Origin of the sequence: Curtobacterium sp. A7_M15 (assembly GCF_030705415.1) — a bacterium.
Classification (GTDB): domain Bacteria; phylum Actinomycetota; class Actinomycetes; order Actinomycetales; family Microbacteriaceae; genus Curtobacterium.
This window is the reverse complement of the sequence record NZ_JAUZED010000037.1, coordinates 1-16665: the sequence shown is the minus strand read 5'-3', so window position 1 is coordinate 16665 and position 16665 is coordinate 1. Positions and strand designations below refer to the sequence as shown.

The 16665-nt window shown below is 72.3% G+C and carries 15 protein-coding genes; 9 read left to right on the top strand and 6 right to left on the bottom strand.

Annotated features, from left to right (window positions below; all coding sequences use genetic code 11):
- Positions 1-94: 94 nt before the first annotated feature.
- Positions 95-388, bottom strand: a complete 294-nt coding sequence (locus Q7F20_RS08840) for a WXG100 family type VII secretion target (RefSeq protein WP_070417742.1) — start codon at positions 386-388, stop codon at positions 95-97.
- Positions 389-506: 118 nt separating this feature from the next.
- Between Q7F20_RS08840 and Q7F20_RS08835 the strand changes: the two genes are divergently transcribed.
- Positions 507-1016: an FHA domain-containing protein gene (locus Q7F20_RS08835; RefSeq protein ID WP_305739742.1), complete on the top strand. Its 510-nt coding sequence runs from the start codon at positions 507-509 to the stop codon at positions 1014-1016.
- Here the strand turns inward: Q7F20_RS08835 and Q7F20_RS08830 are convergent.
- From Q7F20_RS08830 to Q7F20_RS08815, 4 genes are all read right to left on the bottom strand, one after another.
- Positions 989-1804 (bottom strand): oxygenase MpaB family protein, encoded by an 816-nt coding sequence (locus Q7F20_RS08830; protein WP_370871644.1) that lies wholly within the window; start codon positions 1802-1804, stop codon positions 989-991. The genes Q7F20_RS08835 and Q7F20_RS08830 overlap by 28 nt on opposite strands.
- Before the next feature lie 92 nt (positions 1805-1896).
- Entirely contained in the window at positions 1897-2304 is a 408-nt protein-coding gene (locus tag Q7F20_RS08825; RefSeq protein WP_305739740.1) for a hypothetical protein, read from the bottom strand.
- Positions 2305-2353: 49 nt separating this feature from the next.
- Positions 2354-2647: a hypothetical protein gene (locus Q7F20_RS08820; RefSeq protein ID WP_305739739.1), complete on the bottom strand. Its 294-nt coding sequence runs from the start codon at positions 2645-2647 to the stop codon at positions 2354-2356.
- A 194-nt stretch (positions 2648-2841) separates the two neighbouring features.
- Positions 2842-4473, bottom strand: a complete 1632-nt coding sequence (locus Q7F20_RS08815; RefSeq protein ID WP_305739738.1) for a RecQ family ATP-dependent DNA helicase — start codon at positions 4471-4473, stop codon at positions 2842-2844.
- A 250-nt stretch (positions 4474-4723) separates the two neighbouring features.
- Here Q7F20_RS08815 and sucC point away from each other — a divergent pair, with 250 nt between their 5' ends.
- Positions 4724-5893 (top strand): ADP-forming succinate--CoA ligase subunit beta, encoded by a 1170-nt coding sequence (gene sucC / locus Q7F20_RS08810; RefSeq protein WP_305739737.1) that lies wholly within the window; start codon positions 4724-4726, stop codon positions 5891-5893.
- 11 nt (positions 5894-5904) lie between these two features.
- Positions 5905-6792 (top strand): succinate--CoA ligase subunit alpha, encoded by an 888-nt coding sequence (gene sucD / locus Q7F20_RS08805; protein ID WP_305739736.1) that lies wholly within the window; start codon positions 5905-5907, stop codon positions 6790-6792.
- Between the two features lie 64 nt (positions 6793-6856).
- Here the strand turns inward: sucD and Q7F20_RS08800 are convergent, their stop codons facing one another.
- A complete protein-coding gene (locus Q7F20_RS08800) occupies positions 6857-7753 on the bottom strand; it encodes a hypothetical protein (RefSeq protein WP_305739735.1) in 897 nt (298 codons plus the stop codon).
- Positions 7754-7849: 96 nt separating this feature from the next.
- Between Q7F20_RS08800 and Q7F20_RS08795 the strand changes: the two genes are divergently transcribed.
- The 6 genes from Q7F20_RS08795 (at position 7850) to Q7F20_RS08770 (ending at position 16593) form a co-directional block, all read left to right on the top strand.
- Positions 7850-9901 (top strand): DUF6350 family protein, encoded by a 2052-nt coding sequence (locus Q7F20_RS08795; protein ID WP_305739734.1) that lies wholly within the window; start codon positions 7850-7852, stop codon positions 9899-9901.
- A gap of 23 nt (positions 9902-9924) precedes the next feature.
- Positions 9925-10518: a phosphoribosylglycinamide formyltransferase gene (gene purN, locus Q7F20_RS08790; protein WP_305739733.1), complete on the top strand. Its 594-nt coding sequence runs from the start codon at positions 9925-9927 to the stop codon at positions 10516-10518.
- Positions 10515-12149 (top strand): bifunctional phosphoribosylaminoimidazolecarboxamide formyltransferase/IMP cyclohydrolase, encoded by a 1635-nt coding sequence (purH, locus tag Q7F20_RS08785; RefSeq protein ID WP_305739732.1) that lies wholly within the window; start codon positions 10515-10517, stop codon positions 12147-12149. Before purN ends, purH begins: the two co-directional genes overlap by 4 nt.
- Positions 12150-12271: 122 nt before the next feature.
- Positions 12272-12457, top strand: coding sequence for a hypothetical protein (locus Q7F20_RS08780; RefSeq protein WP_305739731.1), 186 nt, complete (start codon positions 12272-12274; stop codon positions 12455-12457).
- A gap of 393 nt (positions 12458-12850) precedes the next feature.
- Entirely contained in the window at positions 12851-14674 is a 1824-nt protein-coding gene (locus Q7F20_RS08775; protein ID WP_305739730.1) for an ABC transporter ATP-binding protein, read from the top strand.
- Positions 14671-16593 carry an ABC transporter ATP-binding protein gene (locus Q7F20_RS08770; protein ID WP_305739729.1) on the top strand — a complete coding sequence of 641 codons (1923 nt, stop codon included), beginning with the start codon at positions 14671-14673 and terminating at the stop codon, positions 16591-16593. The genes Q7F20_RS08775 and Q7F20_RS08770 overlap by 4 nt, the downstream gene beginning before the upstream one ends.
- The last annotated feature ends 72 nt before the right edge of the window (positions 16594-16665 follow it).

Here is a 16665-nt window from a genome sequence, read left to right as displayed (position 1 = left end):
CCGGGTTCACGCCTTGCTGTGACAGCTCGCCGCCCCTGCGGCGAGACCGGTGGCCGGCACCCCCGGGTGCCGGCCACCGTCGTGCTGCGCTCGACTAGCCGATGCTCGAAGCGAGCTGCTCGTCCGTCGACTCGAGCGTGTTCGCCGCGCTCTCGAGGAAGCCGGCCATGCCGTCGATCGCCTGGATCGTCTGCGTCGCGCCGGAGTTGAACTCCGAGTACGTCGCGTCGAACGCCTTGGACGACTTGTCGGTGACGTAGCCGGACGACACGAGGTTGTCGATCTGGCTCTTGAGCTGGCTCAGCTGGTCCTCGATGGACTTCTGGCCGTTGCGCAGCTGCGACGCCTGGTTGCGGAGATCGTCGTAGGTGACGTTGACGTTTGCCATGTGCATACCCTCCCGATGCGGTATTTGATGTACCGGGAGCCCCCCGGCGCTTCGACCATACTTGATTCCGTTGCATCTCGCACCAGGTGGGGACAAGAACCAGAACGAGGGGTACACCGTGGCACGACGTCGCAAGGACGAGGGGGTACCGGAGCGTCCGGTGGTGACCCACGCCGAGGTCGAGCGCGATCGCCAGGCGGGTCACCTGTCCCGGGCGTGGGTGCTGCCGACTGCACCGGTGTCGGACCGCGAACCGGACGCCGCGGTGCACACCGACCAACCGCTGCCGACGATCGGCGTGGTGCCACGGCTCGTGCTCGAGGTCGCTCCGGGCAGCGTGGTGCCGCTCGACCAGCCCGTGGTGCTGGGGCGCAAGGTCCAGACGGTGCCCGGCCGACGTGCGGTGCTGCTCGACGACCCGGGTCGTTCGGTGTCGCGTGAGCACGCGGCGATCCGACCGACGGGCGACGGTGGACTCGTCGTCGAGGACCTCGGTTCCGCGAACGGCACGGTGGTGGTCCGGGCGTCCGGTGCGCAGGAGCCGAGTGTCGGCGGCGCGCAGGTCGTGGCCCGACCCGGCGACGTGGTGATGGTCGGCGACTACGCGGTCCGGGTCCTGGCCGGCTGACCCGCGGCCGCGTGCCGCCGCATCGCGCGCAGGAGCAGCGGACCGGGCAGTCGCAGCAGCCACCCGGGCAGGAGGGCCCGGACGACCCGTACCCGGCGCACGGTCCGCCGGAAGCGCCGCCGTTCGCGCGGCCCCCACGCGAACCCGTACTGCGACCGCAGGTCCTCCGGGAGCATCCCGACCGTGACGACCCGCACGAGCGGCATGGCCGCGCGCACCCACAGCGGCGCGAACCGGGGGTGCAGCAGGTCGCGCACGACTCCGCGGGCGTCGTCGGTGACGCGGAGCCCGGCGAGCGTGCGGGTCCAGTACTGCTCGAAGTCCGCCACCGACGTCGGCCAGCGGTCCGCCGGCACGCGCAGCGACGTGCCGATCGGGGCGTAGGCGGCGAGCACGCGTGCCGCGAGCGAGGGCCCTGTCGGCGTGCCGAACAGCTCGTGGGCGCGGATGGCGGAGTCGTACAGGGTCGCGGCCACCCAGAGCTGTCGGTCGACCTCGTCCGCACCTGCGACGGGTCGGTGCGCGCGCGTCACGAACGCGGCCGCGACGGCAGCGTCGGCCTCGGTGCCGACCAGCACCGCGGACACGAACATCAGGGTGCGGGCGAGCCGCTGCTGCGGCCGTCGTGCGAAGTCAGAGTGCCGCCGGACCCCGGCGGCGACCACGGGGTCCGCGATCTGCAGCAGGATGGCGCGGCCACCGGCTGCCACCGGTGTGCTGTCGGCGAGGAACCGACGCAGGTCACGGTCCGGGACCCTGCCCGATGACGGACGGGAGGTGGGCCCCACCAGCCGGTCCCGGCGCACCGCGCCAGCGGGGTGACGGCCGTGACTGGAGGGACGGCGTGGGTCCGGCACCGTTCCTCCCGTCCGGCGACCGCTCACGGTCGTGACCCGCGCCGGCCGGCGCGGACGCGGGGGAGCACGTCGATCACGATCGCCGCAGCGAGCGCGAGGGTTCCGCCCACGAGGGCGGCGACGAGGAAGGCCGGGCTGCCGACCTGCCCGCTCGCGGTGGCGAGGAGGGTGGCGACCAGCCAGATGGCCGGGAGCGGCCAGAGGTGGTCCGGGGAACCCGTGAACACGGCGAGCAGTACCCCGCCGACGACGAGGGGTACCCACAGCACGTTCGCGCCGCACGGTGGCCCGTACGTGCCCGGACCGCAGTCCGTGATGCCGGTCCGGACGCCGGTGTGCGCCGCCGCCGCGACGAGCAGGAGCGCTGCGAGCGCCAGCAGCCGGGCCACCGCGGGCATGCGGCGGACACGTTCCTGGACACGACGGAGCACGGCCCGATCGTACTGGGCCGTGCTCCGCGGGAGCGTGGTCGGCGCAGGCTCAGAGGGGCTTGGTGCCGAGGTCGTTCCCGAGGTCCGGGCGGTCCTCGTCGTCGTCGTGCTCCCACAGGTCCGGGGAACCCTCGCGCGGGGAGCCGCCGGTCGGCCCGTCGTCGGTGCCGTCACCGGGCTGCGGTTCGACGGTCTCGCCGGCGACGGCGTCGTTCGTGACGGTCTCGAGGGACTCCTCGGACTCGTCCACCTCGTACGGGCCGACGTGCTCGCGGTCGATGTCGTCCTCGCGGCGCTGCTGGGCCTCGAAGTCGTCGACGGGGCTGATGCCGGGGTCGCTCATGGTGGTTCCTTTCCGTTGCGTACTTCCTGCCTACCCGTCCGCGCTCGACGGGCGTCCGGTTTCGTGTCGTGTTCACCCGGGGGACACCTGCCGGTCACGCCGCCGGGGCAGCATCGCCGGTGCTCGGGGGAGTGGAGCGCGGTCGCCGACGGGTGGTCGAGCGGCCGCGCCTCCCCCGCCCGGACGCACCGCCGTCAGACCCGTTCGAGGAGGTCGTGTCGTTCGATGTCGGCCAGCGCGAGCGTGCGGTACCCGGCGGACTCGAAGAACACCGTGATGCGGTCCTCCTCCGTGCTCATCACGACACCGGTACCCCACTCGGCGTGCACGACCCGGGCGTCCGGCGGCCAGGCGGTGTCGTTCGCGCCGTCGGCGACGTGCGCAGCGGTCTCGAAGGCGGTCCCGGACGAACAGGTGTCGCAGTTGCCGCACGGTTCCGGCAGCTCGTCGCCGAAGTAGCCGAGCAGGAACTGCCGCCGGCACCCGGTCGTCTCGGCGAGCTGGCGCATCATCGCGATCCTGGACTCCTCGACCCGCTCGCGCTCGGCGGCGCGTTCCGCGGTGGCACGGGCAGCACGGTCAGCGTCACGGGGGCCGTCCGGCACCCTGGCGACCCCGTCGACGTCCTCGCGCAGGGCACGGGCGTCGAGCAGGGCGTTCAGGGCACGGCCGGCGGTCCGGGTGGACAATCCCGAGGCCTCCACGACCGCCGAGCGGGGCTCCGAGCCGGTCGGCGGGACGGCGTCGAACACCGCACGGACGGAGGCGGGCCGCGGTGACCCGGAGGCGAAGAAGGTGCGCAGCCCGAAGTCCTCGGCGCGGTAGTGCAGGGTGGCGCCCGCGGGTTCGGCGTCCCGGCCGGCCCGCCCGATCTCCTGGTAGTAGGCGTCGATCGACTCCGGGACGTCCGCGTGCACGACGTACCGGACGTCCGGTTTGTCGATGCCCATGCCGAACGCGCTCGTCGCGACCACCACGTCGACGTCGCCGTCCAGGAACCCGGTGTGCACGGCCTCCCGCTCACGGATCGGCATCCCCGCGTGGTAGGGCTGTGCGCGACGACCGCGGGCGGCGAGTGCGTCCGCGTACTCGGTGGTCGCGGCCCGGGTGGCGACGTAGACCACGGTGGCGCCGTCGAGTCCGGCGACCTGGTCGACCACGGCCGCGCGCTTCTCGGCGTCCTCGGCGTGCCGGACGACCTCGAGCCGGATGCCGGGGCGGTCGAAGCCCGAGGCGAGCACGAACGGGTCGCGCATGCCGAGCCGCTCGACTATGTCGTTCCGGACCGGCGCGGAGCCGGTGGCGGTCAGCGCGAGCACCGGCGGGCGGCCGAGGCGCTCGACGACCTCGCCGAGCGCCAGGTAGTCCGGCCGGAAGTCGTGGCCCCACGAGGAGATGCAGTGCGCTTCGTCGACGGCGACCAGCACGACGCCGGCGTCGCGGAGGCGCTCGAGCACGTCGTCCTTCGCGAGCTGTTCGGGTGCCAGGAACACGTACCCGACCTCGCCGGCGCCGACCGCGTCCCAGGCCTCGGCGACGTCGCGGGCCTTCCTCGTCGCGTTCATGGCGACGGCACGGGGAGCGCCCTCGTGGTGCTCGAGTCCGACGACCTGGTCCTCCTGCAGGGCCACGAGGGGGGAGACCACCACGACGACCCCGTCCAGCTCGAGTCCGGCGACCTGGTAGATCGCGGACTTCCCCGATCCGGTCGGCATGACGGCGAGTGCGTCGCGCCCGTCGAGCACGGCGTCGATGACGGACTCCTGGTCGGGGCGGAGGTTCCAGCCGAACACGTCGGCGGCACGGGTACGGAGGGCGTCGTTCACCGCTCCACACTGCCGGGCCGCGGCTGGGGAGACGTCCGAGGGATGCGCCCAGCGGACCGGGCGGGGCGGGGGCGACCCGCGCCTCCCGGTCGACGGCCGTGCACGGGACGCCACTCGCGCACCCCGCGTCCACCTGCCGGCGCTAGGCTGACCCGCGGCCGTTGTCTCGACATCGAGCGACCCTCGATGTGGAGTGTGGCGACCGGGTAACCGATGCCGATCGCACGGAACGTGCGGGAAGAAGAACAGCGTGGATCTTTTCGAGTACCAGGCCAGGGACCTCTTCGAGTCCTACGGCGTCCCCGTCCTCCAGGGGATCATCGCCGACACCCCCGAGGAGGCGAAGGCAGCGGCCGAGAAGATCGGCGGCGTGGTCGTCGTCAAGGCGCAGGTGAAGGTCGGCGGTCGCGGCAAGGCCGGCGGCGTCAAGGTCGCGAAGACCCCGGACGAGGCGTACGAGCACGCGCAGGCCATCCTCGGCCTCGACATCAAGGGCCACACCGTGCAGCGCGTGATGATCGCCCAGGGTGCCGACATCGCCGAGGAGTTCTACTTCTCCGTGCTGCTCGACCGGGCGAACCGCTCCTACCTGTCGCTCACCAGCGTCGAGGGCGGCATGGAGATCGAGCAGCTCGCCGTCGAGAAGCCCGAGGCGCTCGCCCGGGTCGAGGTGAACCCGCTGACGGGCATCAACCAAGAGGCCGGCGAGGACATCGCACGCCAGGCCGGCTTCCCGGACGACCTCGTCCCGCAGGTCGCCGCCGTCTTCGCGAAGCTCTACGACGTCTTCGCCGGCGAGGACGCCACCCTGGTCGAGGTGAACCCGCTCGTCCGCACCGGCGACGGCCAGATCCTCGCGCTCGACGGCAAGGTGTCGCTCGACGAGAACGCCGACTTCCGCCACGAGGGCCACGCCCAGCTCGAGGACACCGCGAGCGAGGACCCGCTCGAGGCTAAGGCGAAGGCGCACGGTCTCAACTACGTGAAGCTCGACGGCCAGGTCGGCGTCATCGGCAACGGCGCCGGGCTCGTCATGTCGACGCTCGACGTCGTCGCCTACGCCGGTGAGCGCCACGGCGGCGTGAAGCCCGCGAACTTCCTCGACATCGGCGGCGGCGCCTCGGCCGAGGTCATGGCCAACGGCCTCGACGTCATCCTCGGCGACCCGCAGGTGAAGAGCGTCTTCGTGAACGTCTTCGGCGGCATCACCGCCTGCGACGCCGTGGCGAACGGCATCGTCGCCGCGCTCGGCATCCTCGGCGACGCGGCCACCAAGCCGCTCGTCGTGCGCCTGGACGGCAACAACGTGGAAGAGGGTCGTCGGATCCTGGCGGAGGCGGCACACCCGCTCGTCACCGTCGCCGCGACCATGGACGACGCGGCCGAGCAGGCCGCCGAACTCGCCGCCGCAGCGGCCTGAAGGGACTGACCATGTCGATCTTCCTCAACAAGGACTCCAAGGTCATCGTCCAGGGCATCACCGGCGGCGAGGGCACCAAGCACACCGCGCTCATGCTCAAGGCCGGGACGAATGTCGTCGGTGGCGTCAACGCCCGCAAGGCCGGCACCACCGTGACCCACGGCGACGTCGAGCTGCCCGTGTTCGGTTCGGTGCGCGAGGCCATCGACACCACCGGTGCCGACGTCTCGATCGTCTTCGTGCCGCCGGCGTTCGCGAAGGACGCCGTGATGGAGGCCATCGACGCCGAGATCCCGCTCGTCGTCGTCATCACCGAGGGCATCCCCGTGCAGGACTCCGCAGAGTTCTGGGCGCACGCCAAGGCGCTCGGCGGGAAGACCCGCATCATCGGCCCGAACTGCCCCGGCATCATCACCCCCGGCGAATCCCTCGTGGGGATCACCCCGGCGACGATCACCGGGAAGGGCCCGATCGGCCTCGTCTCGAAGTCCGGCACCCTGACCTACCAGATGATGTACGAGCTGCGTGACCTCGGGTTCTCGACCGCCATCGGCATCGGCGGCGACCCGGTCATCGGCACCACGCACATCGACGCGCTCGCCGCGTTCGAGGCCGACCCCGAGACCGAAGCGATCGTCATGATCGGCGAGATCGGTGGCGACGCCGAGGAGCGTGCGGCCGACTACATCAAGGCGCACGTCACGAAGCCGGTCGTCGGCTACGTCGCGGGCTTCACCGCGCCCGAGGGCAAGACCATGGGCCACGCGGGTGCGATCGTGTCGGGCTCGGCCGGTACTGCCGAGGCGAAGAAGCAGGCGCTCGAAGCGGCCGGCGTGAAGGTCGGCAAGACGCCGTCCGAGACGGCGGCGCTGCTGCGCGAGGTGGTCGCGAGCAAGTAGCGCTCGCGGCCCGCGAAGAGGCGAACGGGAGGCGCGGAGCCGGCTGGCACCGCGCCTCCCGTCGTCAGGCGGCTCGACCTGCGCGCGGGGCGCGGGGCGTCGTGGCAGGCCGGCGTGGTCGAGGGTCGGCGATGACGGCTTCGATGAGCCGATCCGGCCACGCGGCACGGATCTGACGGTCGTTGCCGCCGTCGCCCACGTTGTCCGACGCCAGAGTGGGGCCGTCGCCGATCGGCATGTGGAGCACGTCGTGGTGGTCGTACCGCCCGACGACCGACGGAGCGGTGCCGCTCTCGACGGCGACGCGGTGCAGCCAGACGTCGTCAGCGCGCGGTGCGAGGCGGCGGAACTCCTCGTGCCGCCCGCGGAGGGCCTCGAGCATCGCCGGGACGAGCACGTGTCCCCACCCGCCCGTCGCGAGGTTCCGGTTCGAGGGGGCGCGGGGACCAGCGAGCGGCCACGCGGCGTACTCGGTGAGTCCGTCCGCGGTGACCAGGATGTCCCGGGCCCGGTGCGAGGTGTTCGTCGTGGGGTCCTCGGCGTGCAGGGCCAGCAGGGTTCCGAGCCAGCCCGTCGGGAACATCCAGTCGTCGTCCGCGGTGACCAGCGGCACGGTGTGCTGCGGCACGGACTGGACGTAGGGGTAGTACTTCTTGTGCGGCCCGTCGTCGGCGCAGTGCCGGATCTCGAGACCGCGGCGGAGCAGGCGCCGGAGGCCGCGGGTGGGTGCAGCGACAGCGTCGGCATCGTCGAGCCAGAGGACCAGGCGGCTCGGCAGGACGGCACCGGCCGCGATGCTCTCGAGCGGGATGTGCACGGTCCGGATCCGTCGCCCGTAGCTCGTCATGCTGACGACTGGTCCCTGGGGTGCGGTCACCGGCTTCCGGCTGAGGAGGTTGCGGAACGTCAGGGCGGTGAACCGCAGGATCTTGCGAGCACGGGGGACGAGGGGCGACGACATACTGCAATGTTACATAGCAGTTGTGAGTCCTACAAGGTTCCGGCGGTGCCGCGCGGCACCGCCGGGTCGCACCCGGGTGCACGTATCCTCGCTGCGATGAACCGCCTGGGAACCGCAGTGCTCGCCGCGATCGAGGCGGTCGTGACGGTCGGCGTGGGCATCGGGATCGCCCTCGTGCCGCTGACCCTGCTGTGGGGATTCGAGTACGGACTCCAGGTCGACTGGGACGTGTTCTGGAAGGCCACGGGGAGCGTGTGGCTCGTCGGGCACGGGGTCGACGTCTCGTTCGTGCTCGGCTCGACGCTCGCGAAGTCGTCCGGCGTCAGCGGTGCCACCGACCCGATCCACGTGACGCTCGCGGCGCTGGGGTTCGCCCTCGTGACCGCCTGGCTCGCCGGCCGGGCCGGGCGGCGGTTCGCCGAGACCGACCACCGCTCGACCGGCCTCCTCGTCGGCACGGGCGTCGTCGCGGTCCTCGGGCTCCTCGTCGCTCTGTCGTCGCGTTCCGCCGCGACCGCTCCGACGACCTGGCAGGCGGTCGTCCTGCCCGCGCTCTGGTTCGGGATCCCCGCACTCGTGACGAGCGAGGTGTGCCGACGGCGACGGGGGCTCCCGGCCGACCCGGTCGCGCAGCGCGTGCTCGACCAGCTCGATCGTGTCCCGGCCGCCTGGCGTGCGATCGCGGCGTTCGGCCTCCGTGCCGGCACCGCCGCGACGGCCACGGTGGTCGCGGTCGCCGGGGTCGTCGTCGCCGTCCTGCTCTTCGCGTCCTTCGCCGAGGTCATCTCCCTGTACGAGCGCTCGCACGCCGGCGTGGTGGGCGGGATCGCCCTGACGGTCGGACAGCTCGCGTTCCTGCCGGACTTCGTCGGCTGGGCGACCGCGTGGCTCGTCGGGCCGGGCTTCGCGATCGGTACGGGTTCGAGCGTCTCGCCCGTCGGCACGACGCTCGGGCCGATCCCCGGCCTGCCGGTGTTCGGCGCGCTGCCGGCGTCGGGGCACGCGTTCGGCCTGGTCTGGGTCCTCGTGCCGGTCGTCGCCGGGTTCGCCGCGGGTGGACTCCTGCGGCCCCGGCTCGTGCGGGCCCTCGGCAGCGCGGACTCCGCGCTGCACCGGGCCCTCGGCGGGGTCGCGACGGGCATCGTCGCCGGCGTGCTGACCGGGTTCGTGGCCTGGCTCTCGGCGGGGTCCTTCGGCCCCGGGCGCCTGGCCGACGTCGGCCCGCACGCGCTGCTCGTCGGGGTGTTCGCAGCGCTCGAGGTCGGCGTCCCCGCCGTGGTGGCGCTCGCGGCCGGCAGCGACCTCGTCCGCCTGCCGGAGCGCGGCTGGGGCCGGGAACGGTGGCACGAGACCGAGGACTCCGCCGACGCGGACGCCGAGCTCGCTGCCGACGGCTCGTTGCTCGCCGCACTCGACCGTGCCGGGGCGGGCCGGACGACCGACGTGCACCGTTTCGTGGTCGAGGAGACGCACGGCGGTACCGCACGCGACGACGACCCGCGCGACGACGCCGCCCGCGCCGACGATGACCGGGACCGGGTCGCGGCCCGCGGACGTGACCACGGTGAACGGGCACGCGTCGCCGCCACGCGGTACGACCCTGACGAACAGCCCGCCGCGATCGACACACGCGCGGAGGCAGAGGCAGAGGCCGAGGCGGAGGCGGGTGGTCCTGCGGGGTCGAGCCGCGCCTCCCGGACCGCACCCGACCCCGTGCCGGACCGCGACCCGGACGCCGACGTGGCGCTGCCGGACTGGGCCCGCACCGACGCGGTCGCCGCTGACCGGGTCCCTGCCGAGCCGGTCACCGATCGACCCCGCGGCTCGATCCGCGACCGTCTGCGCGGGGCGGCCGACGGTGTCCGGGAACGCGCCGGGGACCTGCGGGACCGTGTCACGGGAGCGGACGTCGACCGCGAGCCGGACGCCGCGACCAGCGCGCCGCGAGCCCCGGGGACCGAGCCGCAGCCCGCGTTCCCGTGGAGCACGGAGGAGTTCGTCGCGGGTCGTGACGACGCCGAGGACGACCACACCGGGGCCGGGGCGGCGCCGTCCGCGCCCACGCCCCCGCAGCAGCGCTGGGACGCGACGGACCAGATCCCCGACGACGAGCTGCCGTGGTGGCGTCGCCCGAAGGACGACCGGTGACCGCAGCCCGGTAGGGTTGTCCCGTGCTCGAACTGGTCGTCCTGATCTCCGGTGCCGGCTCGAACCTCCGGGCCCTGCTCGAGGCGACCCTCGACGCGGAGTACCCCGCACGGGTCGTCGCCATCGGTGCCGACCGCGACGCCGAGGGGCTCGGCCTCGGCGAGGAGTTCTCCATCCCGACGTTCACGGTTCCGTTCTCACGGTACGACTCGCGCGAGGAGTGGGGCCGCGAGCTCGCCGCCCAGATCCGGCCGTGGTCGCCGGACCTGCTCGTGCTGTCGGGCCTCATGCGGCTGCTGCCGCCGGCGGTCGTCTCCGAGTTCGGTCCGGCGATCATCAACACGCACCCGGCGTACCTGCCCGAGTTCCCCGGCGCCCACGGCGTGCGGGACGCCCTTGCCGCCGGCGTGGAGCAGACCGGTGCGAGCGTGATCCAGGTCGACGACGGCGTCGACAGCGGTCCGATCCTCGCGCAGGAGCGCGTCCCCGTGCTCCCCGGGGACTCCGAGTCGACACTGCACGACCGGATCAAGCCGGTCGAGCGACGCCTGCTCATCCAGACCATCCTCGACATCGCCAACGGCACCACCGACCTGAAGGGCACCCCGAGCGCATGAGCGTGCACGCAGCCGACCCCAGCCTGTACCGCGACCGGGACCTCGTCCCCGTGCGGCGGGCGCTCATCTCGGTGAGCGACAAGTCCGGCCTGCTCGAGCTCGCCGGCGCCCTCGCCGACGCCGGGGTCGAGATCGTGTCGACCGGTTCCACGGCCGGGGCGATCCGCGACGCCGGGTACGCGGTCACCGACGTGTCGAGCATCACGGGCTTCCCGGAGTCGCTCGACGGTCGCGTGAAGACGCTGCACCCGTCGGTGCACGCCGGGCTCCTCGCGGACCTCCGGCTCGAATCGCACGAGCAGCAGCTCGCCGACCTCGGCATCGAGCCGTTCGAGCTCGTGGTCGTGAACCTGTACCCGTTCGTCGAGACGGTGGCCTCGGGCGCCGACACCGCGACCGTGGTCGAGAACGTCGACATCGGCGGCCCCGCCATGGTCCGGGCCTCGGCGAAGAACCACCCGAACGTCGCGATCGTCGTGTCGCCGTCGTCCTACGCCGAGGTGGTCGAGGCCGTCCGCGCCGGCGGGACCACGCTCGAGCTGCGGAAGCGCCTCGCCGCCCAGGCCTTCGCGCACACCGCCGCGTACGACACCGCGGTCGCCGGCTACTTCGCGAGCGACGTCGTCGCGGACGCCGCGGCACCGACCACGCACGGTGACATCGAGACGCCGGGGGCGTTCGACGAGCACCTGACGATCGACGCCGACCTCGCCGCGACGCTCCGCTACGGCGAGAACGCGCACCAGGCCGCCGCGCTGTACACGAGCGCCGGCGGGACCGGGATCGCCCAGGCGGCGCAGCTGCACGGCAAGGAGATGTCGTACAACAACTACGTCGACGCCGATGCCGCGGTCCGCGCCGCGTACGACTTCGCGGAGCCCGCCGTCGCGATCATCAAGCACGCCAACCCGTGCGGGATCGCCATCGCCCCGGCCGACGCGGCCGACCCGATCGCCGCGGCGCACGCCGCCGCGCACGCCTGCGACCCGCTCTCGGCGTTCGGCGGGGTCATCGCCGCGAACCGCCCCGTCACGAAGCAGATGGCCGAGACCGTCGCCGACATCTTCACCGAGGTCGTCGTCGCCCCGGCCTTCGACCCAGAGGCGATCGAGATCCTCTCGCGGAAGAAGAACATCCGCCTGCTCACGCTGCCGAGCGACTTCGCCCTCGCCCCGCGTGAGGTCAAGCAGATCTCCGGCGGGTTCCTCGTGCAGGACGCCGACCGCTTCAGCGCGTTCGACCAGTCCACCTGGACCCTCGTGGCTGGCGAGGCGGCCGACGAGCAGACCCTGGCCGACCTGGCCTTCGCGTGGAAGGCGAGTCGTGCGGTGAAGTCGAACGCGATCCTGCTGGCGAACCAGGGCGCGAGCGTCGGCGTCGGCATGGGACAGGTGAACCGGGTCGACTCGTGCCACCTCGCGGTGACCCGTGCGGGCGAGCGCGCCGCGGGCAGCGTCGCGGCCTCCGACGCGTTCTTCCCGTTCGCGGACGGCCTGCAGGTGCTCCTCGACGCGGGTGTCCGTGCGGTGGCGCAGCCGGGCGGGAGCGTCCGTGACGACGAGGTCATCGCCGCAGCGAAGGCCGCTGGTGTGACGATGTACTTCACCGGCGAACGGCACTTCTTCCACTGAGTCGAACAACCGGCAACTGTCGGAAAGTGCTTGCGCACCACGTTCGACTGTGAATAGTCTGTAAGGCTCCGCGACAGGCAGCCGACGACCGCGCGAGGTCGGCGGCACCGCGGGACACAACGGTGACGAAGACGACGACTGGAGTGACGATGCACACGACGAACCCGACCACGGCCATGGCAGCCCGTGCGGACCTCGTGCGCCTCGTGGGGACCGCTCCCGACGCACGACCGCGGATCGCAGCCGCGGCCGTCGCGCCGTACCCCTTCCCGGGTACGCCCGCCGTCACGGCACCGCTGTCCGCGTAGGGCTGCCTCCCACAGCCAGCGACGAGCCGCCGGTCACGACCGACGACGACGAGCACGCGACGAGCCGCCGGTCACGACCGACGACGACGAGCACGCGACGAGCCGCCGGGCGACCACCGGCGACGACGAGCACGGGCCCGCGCGAGCCCACGCCTGAACCCGGGGACGACCACGTCCCCGGTGCACTCCGACCGAACCGACGCCGCACGACCAGCGGCGGCGGACGGCCACGACGCGACACCGGACCCGCCCGACCAGGCGGGGACGGCCCGCGACCGGGCCACCCGCTCGGCCGACGACCACCACGCAACGGACACCGTGCCTCCAGGCCGGCTGCTGCGACAGCAGCGACCGACCCGGGGGACCGGCACGACGCACGAGGACGCAGACCCCATGTCCAAGACGCCAGACCAGGCGCGCCCGTCCACCGACCGCCCCTCGACCGTCCGCGCGATCGCGCGGATCTACCCCTACGTGAAGCCCTACCAGGGCCGGCTCGTCGGCGGCATGCTCGCCGCCATGGGCGCGTCCCTGGTGGCGCTCGCGATCCCGTACGTCCTGCAGTGGCTCGTCGACGGGCCGCTGTCCTCGAAGGACGCTGCACAGATCTGGCCCGCAGGCCTCGGCGTGCTCGCGCTCGGCGTGCTCGAGGCGTTCTTCATCGCCTCCCGGCGTCGACTGGTCATGCGGCCGTCGACCCGCATCGAGACGAGCATGCGGAACGCGCTCTACGCGAAGCTGCAGGACCTGCCGGTGGCATTCCACGACCGTTGGGAGTCCGGGCAGCTGCTGTCCCGCTCGGTGTCCGACCTGTCGCTGATCCGCCGGTGGCTGGCCTTCGGCGTGGTGCTGCTCGTGGTCAACATCGTCACCATCGTGGTGGGCTTCGTCGTGCTGTTCACCTTCGGGTGGCTGCTCGGCCTGGTCTTCCTCGTCGCGTCGATCCCGCTGTGGATCAACGGGCTGCTGTTCGAACGTCGCTACTCCGTCGTCGCACGTCGCAGCCAGGACCAGGTCGGCGACCTCGCCACGAGCGTCGAGCAGTCGGTGCACGGCATCCGCGTGCTCAAGGCGTTCGGTCGCGGCCGGTACAAGCTCGACGAGTTCAGCGAGCAGGCCGAGGCGCTGCGCGGCACCGAGATCGAGAAGGCGAAGGCGATCGCGGGCATCTGGCTGTGGCTGCTGCTCGTGCCGGACGTGGCGTTCGCGCTGTGCCTCCTCGCCGGGATCTTCCTCGCGTCGCAGGGGCAGCTCACGGTCGGGCAGCTGTTCGCGTTCTTCGCGACGGCGACGGTGCTGCGGTTCCCGATCGAGTCGATCGGCTTCCTGCTCTCGATGACGTTCGACACCCGCACGGCGGTCGACCGCTTCTTCGAGGTCATGGACTCCGAGAACACGATCACGGACCACGAGCACCCGGAGACGATCGCCGAGCCGCACGGTGCGCTGTCGTTCAACGGGGTGCACTTCCGGTACCAGGACTCCCCGCCGCAGTTCCCGGACCTCATCAACGGGGTCGACCTGCAGCTCCGGCCCGGCGAGACCATGGCGCTCGTCGGACTGACCGGCTGCGGCAAGACCACGCTGCTGTCGCTCGTGCCACGGCTGTACGACGTCACGGGTGGGTCCGTGACGATCGACGGTGTCGACATCCGGTCGCTGACCCGCGCGGAGCTGCGTCGCCACGTCGGCGTCGCGTTCGAGGACGCCACACTGTTCTCGACCACCGTGCGCGAGAACGTGCTGCTCGGCCGTCCGGACCTGTCCGGTGACGAGGCCGAGGCCCTCATGCGCGAGGCGCTCGACATCGCGCAGGCGTCCTTCGTGGACGACCTGCCCGACGGCGTCGACACCCGCGTCGGGGAAGAGGGCCTGTCCCTCTCCGGCGGCCAGCGGCAGCGCCTGGCCCTCGCCCGAGCGATCGCGGCGCGGCCGTCGGTGCTCGTCCTCGACGACCCGCTGTCGGCGCTCGACGTCGACACCGAGGCCCGGGTCGAGGCCGGCCTCCGCCGCGTCCTCGCCGAGACCACGTCGCTCATCGTGGCGCACCGTCCGTCGACCGTGACGCTCGCCGACCGGGTGGCGCTCATGGAGAACGGCGTCGTCACGGCCGTCGGCACCCACTCCGAGCTGATGGCCACCAACGACCACTACCGCTACGTCATCTCGTCGCTCGACGAGGACGACGCCACCGCACGAGAGGAGGCGATGGCATGAGCCAGCAGGAGAAGAACCTGCCGCTGGACACGTCGGCCGGTCCGGGAGGCGCGGATCCCGTCGTCGACGACATCGCCGACGCGCAGACTGCCGCACCCGTCACCGCGTCGATCACCACCCTGGGCGTGCGCGGCGAGGAGCGCGAGGACTTCACCAAGGCGGAGAGCAAGCGCCTGCGGCGTCGCTCCCTCGCCCTGCTCGGGTCCCTCGCCGCGCCGCTCAAGGCCCGGCTCGTCCTGCTCGCCGTCGTCGTGGTGGTCTCCACCGCCGGCACGGTCGCGGGCCCGGCCCTCATCGCCTGGGGCATCGACAACGCCCTGCCGGCGGTGCTCGACCGGAACGACTGGGTGCCGGCGTTCGGTGTCGTCGCGACGTACATCGTCGTGGCCGTGCTCGGGGCGGTCCTCACGGCCTGGTACACGGTGCTGGCCGCGCGGATCAGCCAGGCGATCCTGTTCGACCTGCGCAAGCGGGTGTTCCTGCACACGCAGCGGCTCTCCCTCGAGTTCCACGAGACCTACACGTCGGGCCGGATCATCTCGCGCCAGACGAGCGACCTCGACTCGATCCGCGAGCTCCTGGACTCCGGGCTGAACCAGCTCATCCAGGGTGTGCTCTACATGGTGTTCACCGCGGTGGCGCTCGTGGCGCTCGACCCGACGTCCGGCCTGGTCCTCGCCGTGTCGCTCGTGCCGCTGTGGTTCCTCATCCGCTGGTTCCAGTCGAACTCGCAGACGCTGTTCCGCGCCACCCGTGTCACCTCGGCGCGCGTGATCGTGCACTTCGTCGAGACGATGACGGGCATCCGGGCGGTGCAGGCCTTCCGCAAGGAGTCCCGCAACCGCGACGAGTACGGCCGCTACGTCGAGGACTACCGACTGGCGAACACGAAGGTGTTCAACCTGTTCGGGACCTTCGACCCGGTGCTCGTCCTCATCGGGAACGCCACGCTCGCGGCGGTCGTGATCGTCGGCGGCTTCCGGATCGTCGGCGGGTCGCTCGAGGTCGGCGCGCTGCTCGCGGTCGCGCTGTACGCCAAGCGGTTCTTCGACCCGGCGCAGGAACTCGCGATGTTCTACAACGGGTACCAGTCGGCGTCGGCCGCGATGGAGAAGATCTCGGGCGTGCTCGAGGAGCGGCCGAGCGTGCCGGACCCCGCGAAGCCGGTGAAGCTGCCGGACGCCACCGGGCGCATGGACTTCGACGACGTCGTGTTCGCGTACAACAAGGGCAAGGTCGTCCTGCCCGAGTTCGACCTGCACATCCCGGCGGGGCAGACGATCGCGCTCGTCGGGTCGACCGGTGCCGGCAAGTCGACGCTCGCCAAGCTCATGGCGCGCTTCTACGACCCGTCGCAGGGTTCGGTCAAGCTCGACGGCGTGGACCTGCGGGACCTCGACACCAAGGACATGCGCCGCGCGATCGTGATGGTCACGCAGGAGGCGTACCTGTTCTCCGGGACGGTCGCGGACAACATCGCGCTCGGCAAGCCCGGGGCGTCACGGTCCGAGATCGAGTCGGCGGCGAGGGCGGTCGGCGCGCACGAGTTCATCATGGCGCTGCCCGACGGGTACGACACCGACGTGAACAAGCGCGGCGGTCGGGTGTCGGCCGGGCAGCGGCAGCTCCTGTCGTTCGCCCGGGCGTTCATCGCGGACCCGAAGGTGCTCATCCTCGACGAGGCGACGGCGTCGCTCGACATCCCGTCGGAGCGGCTCGTCCAGGAGGGGCTCGAGACCCTGCTCGCCGACCGGACCGCGGTGATCATCGCGCACCGGCTGTCGACCGTGGCGATCGCGCACCGGGTGCTCGTCATGGAGTACGGCCGGATCGTCGAGGACGGTACCCCGGACGACCTCATCGCCGGGACCGGACGGTTCGCCCAGCTGCACGCGGCCTGGCGCGACTCGCTCGTGTAGCCCCGCGGGCCTGCCGCCCCGGCGCTGCCGCTGCGGGCCGCGCCCCGGCCCTGAGGCTGCGGGCCGCGCCCC